Source organism: Curtobacterium sp. LFS079 (assembly GCF_047977865.1).
Lineage (GTDB): Bacteria > Actinomycetota > Actinomycetes > Actinomycetales > Micrococcaceae > Arthrobacter.
On sequence record NZ_JBFPFO010000006.1, the window covers coordinates 79,114 to 90,990 of the forward strand.

The 11,877-nt window shown below is 67.4% G+C and carries 14 protein-coding genes and 1 riboswitch; of the genes, 3 read left to right on the forward strand and 11 right to left on the reverse strand.

The features are described from left to right. Positions 1-10: 10 nt before the first annotated feature. From ACNQPB_RS12005 to ACNQPB_RS12045, 9 genes are all read right to left on the reverse strand, one after another. Positions 11-844 carry an exodeoxyribonuclease III gene (locus ACNQPB_RS12005; RefSeq protein ID WP_498751937.1) on the reverse strand — a complete coding sequence of 278 codons (834 nt, stop codon included), beginning with the start codon at positions 842-844 and terminating at the stop codon, positions 11-13. Between the two features lie 9 nt (positions 845-853). Further along, a complete protein-coding gene (locus tag ACNQPB_RS12010) occupies positions 854-1,426 on the reverse strand; it encodes a hypothetical protein (RefSeq protein WP_498751939.1) in 573 nt (190 codons plus the stop codon). Between the two features lie 93 nt (positions 1,427-1,519). Beyond that, entirely contained in the window at positions 1,520-1,816 is a 297-nt protein-coding gene (locus tag ACNQPB_RS12015; RefSeq protein ID WP_498751941.1) for a DUF4287 domain-containing protein, read from the reverse strand. Between the two features lie 54 nt (positions 1,817-1,870). Continuing rightward, positions 1,871-2,728 carry an ABC transporter permease gene (locus ACNQPB_RS12020; RefSeq protein WP_498751943.1) on the reverse strand — a complete coding sequence of 286 codons (858 nt, stop codon included), beginning with the start codon at positions 2,726-2,728 and terminating at the stop codon, positions 1,871-1,873. Continuing rightward, a complete protein-coding gene (locus ACNQPB_RS12025; protein WP_498751945.1) occupies positions 2,725-3,588 on the reverse strand; it encodes an ABC transporter permease in 864 nt (287 codons plus the stop codon). The genes ACNQPB_RS12020 and ACNQPB_RS12025 overlap by 4 nt, the downstream gene beginning before the upstream one ends. Next, positions 3,581-4,510 carry an ABC transporter ATP-binding protein gene (locus ACNQPB_RS12030; RefSeq protein ID WP_498751947.1) on the reverse strand — a complete coding sequence of 310 codons (930 nt, stop codon included), beginning with the start codon at positions 4,508-4,510 and terminating at the stop codon, positions 3,581-3,583. Before ACNQPB_RS12030 ends, ACNQPB_RS12025 begins: the two co-directional genes overlap by 8 nt. A 244-nt stretch (positions 4,511-4,754) precedes the next feature. Continuing rightward, entirely contained in the window at positions 4,755-5,021 is a 267-nt protein-coding gene (locus tag ACNQPB_RS12035) for an SHOCT domain-containing protein (RefSeq protein ID WP_498751949.1), read from the reverse strand. 181 nt (positions 5,022-5,202) lie between these two features. Continuing rightward, positions 5,203-5,868, reverse strand: a complete 666-nt coding sequence (locus ACNQPB_RS12040; RefSeq protein ID WP_498751951.1) for a response regulator transcription factor — start codon at positions 5,866-5,868, stop codon at positions 5,203-5,205. Beyond that, positions 5,865-7,061, reverse strand: a complete 1,197-nt coding sequence (locus tag ACNQPB_RS12045; RefSeq protein ID WP_498751953.1) for a sensor histidine kinase — start codon at positions 7,059-7,061, stop codon at positions 5,865-5,867. The genes ACNQPB_RS12040 and ACNQPB_RS12045 overlap by 4 nt, the downstream gene beginning before the upstream one ends. A gap of 190 nt (positions 7,062-7,251) precedes the next feature. Between ACNQPB_RS12045 and ACNQPB_RS12050 the strand changes: the two genes are divergently transcribed. Next, on the forward strand, positions 7,252-7,698 hold the full coding sequence (locus ACNQPB_RS12050) for a CHRD domain-containing protein (RefSeq protein ID WP_498751955.1): 447 nt from the start codon (positions 7,252-7,254) through the stop codon (positions 7,696-7,698). A 104-nt stretch (positions 7,699-7,802) separates the two neighbouring features. Here ACNQPB_RS12050 and ACNQPB_RS12055 read toward each other — a convergent pair whose 3' ends face one another. Together ACNQPB_RS12055 and glyA are read right to left on the reverse strand one after the other, a co-directional pair. Further along, on the reverse strand, positions 7,803-8,696 hold the full coding sequence (locus ACNQPB_RS12055; RefSeq protein ID WP_498751957.1) for a bifunctional methylenetetrahydrofolate dehydrogenase/methenyltetrahydrofolate cyclohydrolase: 894 nt from the start codon (positions 8,694-8,696) through the stop codon (positions 7,803-7,805). An 8-nt stretch (positions 8,697-8,704) separates the two neighbouring features. Continuing rightward, complete coding sequence (gene glyA / locus ACNQPB_RS12060; RefSeq protein ID WP_498751959.1) at positions 8,705-10,006, reverse strand: serine hydroxymethyltransferase; 1,302 nt, start codon at positions 10,004-10,006, stop codon at positions 8,705-8,707. A 127-nt stretch (positions 10,007-10,133) separates the two neighbouring features. Beyond that, positions 10,134-10,219: riboswitch (ZMP/ZTP riboswitch) on the reverse strand. Between the two features lie 35 nt (positions 10,220-10,254). On the opposite strand from glyA, the gene purU reads away from it, so the two are divergent. Beyond that, positions 10,255-11,115 (forward strand): formyltetrahydrofolate deformylase, encoded by an 861-nt coding sequence (gene purU, locus ACNQPB_RS12065; protein WP_498751961.1) that lies wholly within the window; start codon positions 10,255-10,257, stop codon positions 11,113-11,115. A gap of 23 nt (positions 11,116-11,138) precedes the next feature. Beyond that, positions 11,139-11,876, forward strand: coding sequence for a class I SAM-dependent methyltransferase (locus ACNQPB_RS12070; RefSeq protein WP_498751963.1), 738 nt, complete (start codon positions 11,139-11,141; stop codon positions 11,874-11,876). Position 11,877 lies beyond the last annotated feature (1 nt).

Below are 11,877 nucleotides of genomic sequence, written 5' to 3' on the forward strand. Positions count from 1 at the left end.
TTCGGGAAGCTTAGAGCCGGTAGTCCACTACCAGCGGGGCATGGTCGGAGAAGCGGGTGTCATATGACGCAGCCCGGTCCACGACCGCCACGACGGCGGCGTCGGCGAGTCCCGGGGTGGCCATGTGGTAGTCGATGCGCCAGCCTGTGTCGGTGTCGAAGGCCTTGCCGCGCTGGGACCACCAGGTGTAGGGGCCGTCAATGGCTCCCGCCAGGCCCCTGTGGACATCCCTCCAACCGATTTCCTCGCCGAAGAAGCGGTCGAAGTAGGCACGTTCCTCCAGGAGGAAGCCTGCCCTCTTCGTGTTGCCCTTCCAGTTCTTGATGTCGAACTCGGTGTGGCCGACGTTCAGGTCACCTACCACCAGCGCGTGCTCGCTGTGCTTGGCCAGTTCCGGCAACCGGTTGACCATGACGTCCAGGAAGCGGTACTTGTCCACCTGCTTGGGCGTGTCCACCTCGCCGGAGTGCACGTAGGCGCTGACCACGGTGAGGGTGGTGTCTTCGCCTGCCGCGGTCTTGACGGCGTAGTCTGCCTCGACCCAGCGACCGGCGGTGGCGAAGTAGTCGTCCCCGATGCCCACGCGGGCGGCCACGGGTTCCTGACGGGAGGCAATGGCCACGCCCGCGCGGCCCTTCGCCTCGGCCTCGGCATGCAGGATGTGCCAGCCTTCGCCGATCAGTTGACGGACGACGTCGTCAGGCGCCCGGACTTCCTGCATGCACAGAATGTCCACCTCGCGGGGTTCCAGCCATTCGGCCATGCCCTTCCGGTAGGCGGCGCGGAGGCCGTTGACGTTGACCGTTGCGATGCGAAGGAAATCCTTCTTCAATGCCGAGCTCACCCGCCTACTCTAATCGATGATGGTGCCGGTCACGGGCTCGCCGGAATCGCCGGGAGTCTTGATCATGTCCCGCGCGTTGGCGGACGTGATGGCGATCGTCTCCAAGGCCCGGTTGATGGTGTCCTGGCTGGCCGCCTCGCCCTTGGCGCGCTCGTCCTCGATCACACGGACCTGCACCTGCACGATCTTGAAGGAGTGGTCCAGCTTGAGGTCGCGGATCTCGTCCGCTTCGCTTCGCTCGGAGACCACGCGGGTGCCTCCGTGGTCCGCGCTCGACGACGACGGCGCCCGGCCGGCTGCGGCGTTGAAGGCATTCTGTGCCTCGGTGAGCTTCTGGCCGGCCCTGCGCGCGGCCTTCTGGATGCTGAAAACCACGAAGGCGGCAAGGAGCAGCCAGCCCAGGGAGATGACGGCGACAATCCAGCCCACCACGTCGTTCTGGTTGGCAGCGAAGATCACGGCCACCAGGAAGGCGATGAGCACTACGGTCATGCCGAGCCCGCCGATGCGGAAGCCCCTGAACAGGCCCTGCGCCGGGGACTGTGACGGAACGGAGGACGGAGAGTCGCCAAGAGATTGCATTCCCCTATTGTCGCAAACTCCGCAGGCCGCCCTGGCCGCTTCCACCTCCGGCGAACACGGCCTTCCGGACGGCCGATCGGGGCCGGGGGCGCGTCAGCTGCCTGCCGGCTTGGTAGCCTTGCCGTCGAGCCAGAGCTCGTTCGAAGCATCGCTGTGGGTTCCGCCCGAGCCCACGTGTTTGTCGCTGATTTTGGGACCGTTCTTGATGACATGGACCAGCGCCATGGCGTGGCCCCTGCCGAGCCCGAAGTCCTCCTTCAGCCAGTCGACGATCGTCCCGGCCTTGGTGCCTGGTGCATCGAAGCCGCGTTCCCGCGCCAGCTCGACGAGTTGGCGGGGCGTGAGGCCTGTTTTGTCCTCTATCGCGTCCAGGTATGCCTGAAATGACATTCCACTGATCCTTTCCCTCGGTGTTGCTGGCCGGTCCGGGTCCAAAAAGTGCGGCTACTTCAGGAACAGCTTGCGCAGCCGGCCCGTGGTGAGCGATACCCCGATCAGGATCATCGCCAGGTAGTAGCCGATGTGGACCGCGGTGGCGGGGCTGAAGGCGCCCACGCTGATCTGCCGCAGCAGCTCCACGCCATGCCAGAGGGGCATGGCCTGGATGAACAACTGGATGCTTTCCGGGTAGACGCTCAACGGGTAGAACGTGGCGCTGAACAGGAACATCGGCAGCATGAAGAAGTTGATCCAGTCCATCTGCTGGAAGGTCTTCATGAAGCTGGTGATGCCCATGCCCAGGCTCGCGAATCCGAAGGCGATCAGCAGCGAGGCCGGGATCATCAGCACCGCCCAGAACGTGGTGAGCAGTCCCATCACGCCCATCACCGCGGTGAATCCCGTGGCGTAAAGGAGCCCGCGGAGCAGTGCCAGGAAGATCTCGCCCATGGCCACGTCCAGCGGGCCCAGGGACGTGTAGAGCATGCCCTGGTACAGCTTGGCGAAGTTCATCTTGAAGAAGACGTTCCAAGTGGAGTCGTAGACGGCGCCGTTCATGGCGGAGACGGCCAACAGGGCCGGCGCGATGTACGCCGCGTAGCTGATCATCTGCCCGCCCGGGCCTTCCACGTCACCGACGATCGAGCCGAGTCCCACGCCCATGGCGATCAGGTACAGCACCGGTTCGAAGAATCCCGAGACAAGGATCAGCCAGGTGCTGGACTTGGCGGCCATGAGGCCGCGCGCGACGACGGCCTGGACGTTGCGCGAATAGAGGGCACCGAACTTCCGCCGCCGGGCGGCCTCGGTGACGCTGTGCGGCCCGCCCGGGACCCCGCCACGTCCGGATGCGAGAGTGCTCATTGCCCCATCCTTTTCACGAACTGCCGCCGGGTCAGGATCCAGCCGGCGCCGGCCGCGGCCAGCAGGTAGGCCACGTGGACCACCGTGAGCACAGGGTTCTCCTCCATGCCGTAGGTGAAAACCCTGCCCAGCTCAGTGCCGTGCCACACCGGGGAGATCCAGCCGATCCAGCGCACGGCCACGGGCAGGGAATCCAGGGGAAAGAACGTCCCGGAGAACAGGAACAGCGGGACCACGATGAAGCGCTGCACCAGGGCGAACTGGCCACTGTCCTTGATGATGCTGGAGGCGTAGGCCATGAGCGGGAGCCCGAAGGAGAGCCCGGCCAGCGTGGCCACCAGTGCGGACATCCAGCCCCAGGCCCCGGGTGCCCCGCCGAACAAGGCGACGATCACGAAGTAGGCCACTGACTGGAGGAGGAATTTCAGGGTCACGGCGATCACGTGGCCTGCGGCGATCTGCTGCGGCACCAGCGGCGAGGCGTGCGGGCCGTAGAAAACCCGCCGCCATTTGAAGCCGTCCATGATCGGGTAGGAGAACTCTCCCGACGCCGTCATCACCGCCGACGAGACGATCAGTGCCGGCGCGATGAACTGCAGGTAGCTCACCCCGCCGAACGCCGCGGCCCCGTTGGCGTCCACGAGCGTGGCCAGGCCGACGCCCATGGCGAAGAGGTACGCCGCCGGCTGGGCGATGCTGTACATGATGAAGGACCAGGAGTAGCCGCGCATCACCCGCAGCACCTGTTCGGCGTAGAAGAAGGAGCCCCAGCGCCGGGCCCGGGCGGCCGAGACGGCAGGCGGGTGCGCGCGCAGGGCGGCGGCCGCCGTCGGGAACTGCTTGTCCGTTCCGCTAGTCAACGAGGCTCCGTCCGGTCAGGCGGAGGAAGACATCTTCCAGCGACGAGCGGCGCACGAGCGACGTCAGCGGGTGCAGGCCGCGGGCGGAGACTTGCTCAGCGGCGGATTCGCCGTCGTCGGTGTAGATCAGGACGCGGTCCGGCAGGGTCTCCAGCCGTTCACCGACGCCCTGGAGTTCGGCGCCGATGGTGGCGTTGCGTTCTGAACCGAAGCGCAGCTCCAGGACTTCCCGGGTGGAGTGCTCCCGGATCAGCGAGGCGGGCGAACCTTCGGCCATGATCCGGCCCTTGTCCACCACGATCAGCCGGTCGCACAGCTGTTCGGCCTCGTCCATGTAGTGCGTGGTGAGGATCAGCGTGACGCCCTGCTCCTTGAGCCGGAAGAGCCGGTCCCAGAGGATGTGCCGCGCCTGCGGGTCAAGGCCCGTGGTGGGCTCGTCCAGGAGAAGGATCTTGGGTTCGTTGATCAGCGAGCGCGCGATGGTGAGCCGCCGCTTCATGCCGCCCGAGAGCGCATCCACGCGGGACTTGGCCTTGTCCGTCAGCTGCGCGAACTCCAGCAGCTCGTCCGCCTTGGGCCGCAGGTAGCTCAGCGGCAGGCCGAAGTAGCGGCCGTAGACGATCAGGTTTTCGCGGACCTTCAGTTCCTCGTCCAGGTTGTCCTGCTGCGGCACCACGCCCAGGTGTGCGCGGACTTCGGGGCCGTTCACGTCCGGGTCCAGGCCCATGATGCTCAGCTTCCCGGAACTGCGCTGCGAGACGCCGCCAATCATCTTCATGGTGGTGGACTTGCCCGCGCCGTTGGGGCCGAGGAGGCCGAACGACTCCCCCGGCGGCACCTCGAAGGAGATGCCGTCGACGGCGGCGACGTCACCGTAATTCTTGCGCAGCTGCTCGGCGCGGATCACAGCATCAGGGTTCATGCGGGCACTTGCTGGAGTGGTTGCGGAACGGGTGGCTTCATTGTGCACCCTCAGCACACTAGTTGAGCCGCGAAAAACGTGAAAGAGCTATTGCACAACTTTCCGGAACAATCCTTCCTGGAATGCCCGACGGGTTGGGCCGGCGCGCATTCTGCTGGATCACCGCAAGCGTCTGGCCCCGGAACCTCCTGGTTCCAAGGGCCAGATGGCGGGATCGGCGGTGTGATCCAGCAGAATGTGCGCGCTACTTCGGATTCGCGCGCAGCACTTCAAGGCGCTGGCGGTACTCGGTTTCGTCGATCTCGCCGCGGGCGTAGCGTTCACGCAGCACGCCTTCGGCTCCCTGGGTGGCGGCCCAGTGGTGGTTGTGCCGCCAGCTGCGGCGGGCAAAGAAGATGAAGAAGCCGATCAGCAGGATCCAGAAGAGCGGAATCAGCAGGAACAACGGCCAGAAGCCTCCTCCGTCCCACGGCCCGTGGGCGGCGACTAGGGCGCTCAGTGATGTCAACATGTCAGGGTCCAAACTCTTGGCGGTCGGGTCCGGGTTTTGCGGGCCGTCCGAGCCTTTTCCCGGCTCTGTATCCAGTCTGTTTTCCGGGCCGCCGGAAAACGTCTGCCCCAGGGAGGCAATCCGGGGCCGGTGCCTACTCCCCCGGGAGACCGCCGGATACTTCAGTTGCTCCAGCCGGGCTTCAGTTGCTCCAGCCGGGCCGGACCAGGCCTGATTCGTAGGCAAGGACCACCAGCTGGGCCCGGTCCCGGACCATGAGCTTGTTCATGATCCGCGAGACGTGGGTCTTCGCGGTGAGCGGCGTGATGAAGAGCCGCCCGGCGATCTCGGCATTGTTCAGCCCTTCGCCCACCAGCGCCAGCACTTCCCGCTCCCTTCCGGTGATCTGTTGAAGGGCCACCGGCTCCACGGCCGCCCGGCTGTGCAGGGCCAACTGGGCCATGATGCGGCGGGTCACCGAGGGCGAAAGGAGTGCGTCGCCGTCGTGCACCACACGCACGGCACGGATGAGCTCCGCCGGCTCGGTGTCCTTGAGCAGGAAACCGGCGGCACCGGCGCGGACCGCTTCGGCGATGTATTCATCCAGCTCGAAGGTGGTGAGGATGATGATTCGGGTTCCGGCAAGCCGCGGCTCCGCCATGATCCGGCGGGTGGCGTCCAGGCCGTCGCCGTCGGGCATGCGGATGTCCATGAGCACGACGTCCGGCGCCTCGCGCACGGCCAGCGCGACGACGTCCCTTCCGGTACCGGCCTCGCCCACCACCTGCATGTCCGGTTCCGCGTCCAGCAGGGCCCGGAAGCCGGCTCGGATGAGTGTCTGGTCGTCGGCCAGCAGGATGCGGATCATGGTTCAGCCCTCTCCGGGTTCAGGGGGATCCGTGCGTCCACCCGCAGCCCGGGGTCGAGCGGCAGCAGGGCGAGGCTGCCGCCCAGGGCTTCCACCCGCTCCCGCATCCCGGTGAGCCCGTTGCCAGGTGCCGCCCCGCCCTGCTTCGACCAGTCCAGGCCCGCGCCGTCGTCGTCGACCGTCACCTCCAGCGTGTTCCCGGCAAGCGCAAGGCGCACGACGGCGGCCGACGCACCGGAGTGCCGGCGGACGTTGCTCAGCGCCTCCTGGACCACCCGGTAGGCCGCTTCCTGCTGGGGTTCCCCGGCTCCGGGCAGCTCCGGAGGACCCTCCAGGTCAACCCGCAGCCCGGCCAGCCGTGCGTGCTCCACCAGCTCCGGAATCCGGTCCAGGCCGGGCCGGGCCCCGGGGTGCAGCGGGGCATCTTCGCGCAGCACTCCCAGCAACTGCCGGACCTCTGCGAGGGATTCCTTGCTGGCCGCCTTGATGGCCTCAAGTGCCGGCCGGAGCCGCTCGGGTTCGTTCGCGCCCAGGTGCAGCGCCACGGAGGCCTGGACGTTGATCATCGACAGGGAGTGGGCCACGACGTCGTGGATGTCCCGGGCGAGGGTGAGCCGGTATTCGTCACGCTCGGCCTGCTCGGCTGCCGCGCGCCTGCGGCGGTACTCTGCGATCTGCTCCCTGCGCCGCCGGAGCCCCTCGCCCAGCAGCACCAGTATGGCCGCCCAGGCCCCAGCGGCGGCGGAGCGCAGCGGCCAGGCCTCGTCGCCACCCAGGAGGGACCAGAGCAGCACGGTGGCTGCCGCGCTGCCGGCGCCGAGCCAGGCCAGCCAGCTCAGGCCCGCGGCGGCGGTCAGCAGCAGGGACACCGCGAAGGACACCACCACGGGACCCCAGGGGTAGCCGGCCAGGACGTAGGCAAGGGCTGCGGCGAAGGTCAGGGGCAGCATCAGCACCGGCATCCGGCGGCGCAGCAGAAACGCGGCAGGACCGGCAAGGAGCAGCACGAAGGCGAAGGCGTCCAGGGGCCGGGCGCCGTCCTGATGGCTGGCGGCGAAGACCGTCCCGACTACCTGGATCAGTGCCACCGCGATGGCGATGAAGGACGTGGGCGGCCCCTTGCGCCTGCCGAATCCCGGGCCCCCGCCGAAACCGTGGTGGAAACCGCGTCCGCCGCTGAAACCGCGCTGCATGCTCCGAGCCTAGCCCCCGGAGCCGCCGCCGTCGTCCGGTTCAGGGAGCAAGCCGCCTACTCCGCAGGGAGTAGGCGCCGGGCCCGATGCGAGCCGTTGTGTCTGTTGTGCGGGCCCGCCCCGGCGTACCGTGGTCAACGTTGGGGGACTTCCGGTAAGCAACAGCGCTTATCTGCAAGGAGGACCAGAAATGCCAGCAATCCGCACATTCAAACCACTCGCCGTGCTGGGCGTCATCGCTGCCCTGGTGGCCGGGGGTGCCGGTGCCGCCACCGCGAATCCGGGAGGGATCCCGGCGATCCCGCTGAACACCGAACAGGAAACCACGGGCTCGAATACCGGAGCCAGCGGCTTCTTCAGCTACACGATCGACGGCGGGGAACTCTGCTACACGCTGACGGCGCGTAACCTTTCCGCCCCGGCGGTCGCGGCCCACATCCACCTGGCTCCGCGCGGCGTCCCAGGCCCGGTGCTGGTGCCCCTCACCGTGGGCAGCGGAACCACTTGGACCCACGAAGCCTGCACCACTGCGGACCCCGCGGTCCTGGCGGCGATCGCGGCCAGCCCCCGCGCCTACTATGTCAACGTGCACACCCCGACGTTCCCGGGTGGTGAGATCCGCGGTCAACTGAAGTAGGACGGACGCTAGCTGCCCGGAAACGGCGACGGCGGCAGCCGGGTTGGCTGCCGCCGTCGTCCGGGCGGGTGGACGCACAGCTGCGCGTCCGGTTTACGTGCTTCTCAGGCCTTGGCTGCTGCCCGTTCCGCGGCTTCGACCACGTTGGTCATGAGCAGGGCGACGGTCATCGGACCGACGCCGCCCGGGTTCGGCGAAATCCAGCCGGCCACCTCGGCGGCGGCGGGGTCGATATCGCCGTGGACGCGGCTCTTGCCGGTCTCCGGGTCGGTTTCACGGGTGACGCCGACATCGAGCACCGCGGCGCCCGGCTTGACGTCCTCGGCCTTGACCACATGCTTGGAACCGGCAGCGCCCACGATGACGTCGGCCTGGCGCAGCAGTTCCGACATGTTCCTGGTGCCGGTGTGGGTCAGGGTGACCGTGGCGTTGATTTCACGCCGGGTCAGCAGCAGCCCGATGGAGCGGCCGATGGTCACGCCGCGGCCCACCACCACCACATGCTTGCCGTTCAGGTCGTAACCGTTGCGCTGCAGGAGCTCGATGACGCCGCGGGGCGTACACGGCAGCGGCGAGGTGATCTCGCCGTTGACGTTGAGCACCAGGCGGCCGAGGTTGGTCGGGTGCAGGCCGTCGGCGTCCTTGTCCGGATCGATCCGTTCCAGGATCGCGTCCGTGTCAAGGTGCTTGGGCAGCGGCAGCTGGACGATGTAGCCGTGGCAGGCGGGGTCCGCATTGAGCTCGTCAATGAGGGCCTCGACCTGCTCCTGGGTGGCGTCCTCGGGCAGCTCGCGCTGGATCGAGTTCATCCCGATCTCGTGCGACTGCTTGTGCTTCATCGACACGTACAGCTGGGAGGCCGGGTCCGCGCCGACCAGCACGGTGGCGATGCCCGGAGTGATGCCGCGCGCCTTGAGCGCCGCGACCCGTTCCGTTAGTTCGGCCTTGATGGCGGCCGAAGCTGCCCTGCCGTCAAGGATCTTCGCGGTCTGTGTCATGGATGGGGTCACCACTGTTCGTGCTCGGGGTATAGGGGGAAGTCGGCGGCCAGCTTGTCGACGCGCGCCTGGAGGGCCTCAATATCGACGCTGCCGGAGGTGCCCTTTACCAGCGCGGTTGCGATGATGTCAGCGACCTCGGTGAACTCGGCGGCACCGAAGCTGCGGGTGGCCAGGGCCGGGGTGCCGATGCGCAGGCCGGAGGTGACCATCGGCGGGCGCGGGTCGAACGGCACGGCGTTGCGGTTGACCGTGATGCCCACCGAGTGCAGGAGGTCTTCGGCCTGCTGGCCGTCCAGCTGGGAGTTGCGCAGGTCAACGAGGACCAGGTGCACATCGGTGCCACCGGTGAGGACCGAAACCCCGGCGTCGGCGACGTCGGACTGGGCCAGGCGGTCGGCGATGATCTTAGCGCCCTCCAGGACCCGCTGCTGGCGTTCCTTGAACTCTTCGCCCGCGGCGATCTTGAAGGCCACGGCCTTGGCGGCGATGACGTGCATCAGCGGACCGCCCTGCTGGCCCGGGAAGACGTTGGAGTTGATCTTCTTGCCGTACTGCTCCTTGGCCAGGATCACGCCGGAGCGCGGGCCGGAGAGGGTCTTGTGCACGGTGGAGGTGACGACGTCGGAGTGCGGCACCGGGCTCGGGTGCAGGCCCGCTGCGACCAGGCCGGCGAAGTGGGCCATGTCCGTCCAGAGCAGCGCGCCGACCTCGTCGGCGATGGAGCGGAAGGCGGCGAAGTCAAGGTGGCGCGGGTAGGCGGACCAGCCGGCGATGATGACCTGCGGCTTTTCGGCGATGGCCTGCTCGCGGAGCTTGTCCATGTCCACGCGGAAGGTGTCTTCCTCCACCTGGTAAGCCGCAACCTTGTAGAGCTTGCCGGAGAAGTTCAGCTTCATGCCGTGGGTCAGGTGGCCGCCGTGGGCCAGGGAGAGGCCGAGGATCTTGTCGCCCGGGTTGATCAGGGCGGAGAGTGCGGCGGCGTTGGCCTGGGCGCCGGAGTGCGGCTGGACGTTGGCGTACTCGGCGCCGAAGAGGGCCTTCACGCGGTCGATGGCCAGCTGCTCGGCGATGTCGACGTATTCGCAGCCGCCGTAGTAGCGCTTGCCCGGGTAACCTTCGGCGTACTTGTTGGTAAGCACGGAACCCTGTGCTTCCATGACGGCGCGGGGGGCGAAGTTTTCGGAGGCGATCATTTCCAGGGTGCCGCGCTGGCGGCCGAGTTCCTGTTCCAGGACGGCTGCGATCTCGGGGTCGAGTTCGGCTAGCGGCTGGTTGCTGATGGTCGCGGAGGTGATGTTGGTCGACACAAAGATCTCCTGGTTAGGCAACGTGGTACTACTCACAGGTCAGGCTACCGTCTGGCATATCCGGAATGCCTCATAATTACGGGCCATGTAATCAATGAGGCGTAGCCGGGCCAAAAGGCAAAACATGACCCTCGGCCCAGGCGTACGATCCGTGGTCTTCGTTCTTGCCGCTCCCTGGTGGTTCACCACCCAACGCCAGTCGCGACGGCATTAACAGTACAGCAGGCGTGCGACGGTAGGCTTGTCCGGTGATTGACTCCGCCCTTCCCGCGTCTTTTGTTGTGACCCTCTCTTGCCCGGACCGTCCCGGAATCGTGCACGCCGTGGCCGGCGCCCTGCTTGAGGCAGGCTGCAACATCGCCGATTCCCAGCAGTACGGCAGCCCCACCACCGGGAACTTCTTCATGCGGGTGGAGGCCACCACATCGTCCACCCAGGCCGGGCTGTCTGCGGCCCTGGAACCGGTGGCCGCGGAGTTCGGCATGAACTGGGAAATCAACCCCGTGGGCCGGAAGCTGCGCACGCTCATCATGGGCTCCAAGGATGCCCACTGCCTCAACGACCTCCTCTTCCAGCAGCGCAGCGGCACCCTGCCCATCGACGTGCCGGCCATCGTCTCCAACCACCGGGACCTCGAAGGCCTGGCCGAGTTCTACGGCATCCCCTTCCACCACGTTCCCGTCACCGCGGACACCAAGCCGCAGGCGGAGGCGCAGCTGCTCGAGCTGATCAAGGAGCACGACGTCGAACTCACCGTGCTCGCCCGCTACATGCAGGTGCTGTCCAATGAACTGTGCACCGCACTCAACGGCAAGGCCATCAACATCCACCATTCCTTCCTGCCGTCCTTCAAGGGCGCCAAGCCCTACCACCAGGCCCACGCGCGCGGCGTGAAGCTCATCGGCGCCACCGCCCACTACGTCACCGCGGACCTGGACGAAGGCCCGATCATCGAACAGGAAGTCATCCGGGTGGACCACGCCCGCACCGCCGAACAGTTCGTGCAGATGGGCCGGGCCGTGGAAGGCCGCACCCTGGCGCAGGCCGTGCAGTGGCACGCCGAGCACCGGGTATTGCTGGACGGCACCCGGACGGTCGTCTTCAACTAGCACCGGAGGACTACCCTTGAGCCATGGACGGGGAACGACGGCGCAGCGGCCCTGAACGAGGCAGCCCTGAACACGGCAACCACGGACCTGGCAGCTACGAGGCGGACCTTGCGGTGTACTACAACCGCGAGGCCGCGGCCCGCGACAGTCGTCCGTTGACGAGCCGGCGGGTGGCCTGCCGGGAGTGGTTCATCGGACTGCTCAAGTCCGAACAGCGGCACTCGCTGCTGGAACTTGGCTGCGGCTCCGGCGTCGACGGCCTCGGATTCGTGCAGGCGGGGCTGCACTACTGCGGCGTGGACCTCTCGGAGGAAAGCGTCCGTCTGGCCCGGGCCAAGGGCCTTGACGCCTCGGTAGCGAACGGCCGGGCGCTGCCTTTCGCCGATAACTCGTTCCCGGCGGCGTGGACCATGAGCACCCTGCTGCACGTGCCGAACCGCGCAATCGACGACGTCGTCCGCGAACTCGTGCGGGTCACCGCACCGGGTGCGCCGATCGCCGTCGGGCTCTGGTCGGGTGACGACGAAGAGCTCCTGAACCCTGAGGACGACATCGAACCGCGGCGCTTCTTCAGCCGCCGCAGCGACGCCGCCGTGCGGGAGATCTTCGGCCGGCACAGCACAGTGGAGCACTTCGAAACGTGGCCGGAAGGCGAGGGTGCCGAGTCCGGGCCGGGCGCCGGGCAATGGACGCAGCACTACCAGTTCCTGGTGCTGCGGACGCCGGCTGGTCACAATCCGCAGAGCGGCGGCGGGGACTAGG

What these genes read in the sequence shown, in the direction of transcription:
- ACNQPB_RS12010 (WP_498751939.1), bottom strand. Translation starts at nt 1,426, where the DNA reads ATGCAATCTCTTGGCGACTCTCCGTCCTCCGTTCCGTCACAGTCCCCG.
- ACNQPB_RS12015 (WP_498751941.1), bottom strand. Translation starts at nt 1,816, where the DNA reads ATGTCATTTCAGGCATACCTGGACGCGATAGAGGACAAAACAGGCCTC.
- ACNQPB_RS12020 (WP_498751943.1), bottom strand. Translation starts at nt 2,728, where the DNA reads ATGAGCACTCTCGCATCCGGACGTGGCGGGGTCCCGGGCGGGCCGCAC.
- ACNQPB_RS12030 (WP_498751947.1), bottom strand. Translation starts at nt 4,510, where the DNA reads ATGAACCCTGATGCTGTGATCCGCGCCGAGCAGCTGCGCAAGAATTAC.
- ACNQPB_RS12035 (WP_498751949.1), bottom strand. Translation starts at nt 5,021, where the DNA reads ATGTTGACATCACTGAGCGCCCTAGTCGCCGCCCACGGGCCGTGGGAC.
- ACNQPB_RS12040 (WP_498751951.1), bottom strand. Translation starts at nt 5,868, where the DNA reads ATGATCCGCATCCTGCTGGCCGACGACCAGACACTCATCCGAGCCGGC.
- ACNQPB_RS12045 (WP_498751953.1), bottom strand. Translation starts at nt 7,061, where the DNA reads ATGCAGCGCGGTTTCAGCGGCGGACGCGGTTTCCACCACGGTTTCGGC.
- ACNQPB_RS12050 (WP_498751955.1), top strand. Translation starts at nt 7,252, where the DNA reads ATGCCAGCAATCCGCACATTCAAACCACTCGCCGTGCTGGGCGTCATC.
- ACNQPB_RS12055 (WP_498751957.1), bottom strand. Translation starts at nt 8,696, where the DNA reads ATGACACAGACCGCGAAGATCCTTGACGGCAGGGCAGCTTCGGCCGCC.
- ACNQPB_RS12070 (WP_498751963.1), top strand. Translation starts at nt 11,139, where the DNA reads ATGGACGGGGAACGACGGCGCAGCGGCCCTGAACGAGGCAGCCCTGAA.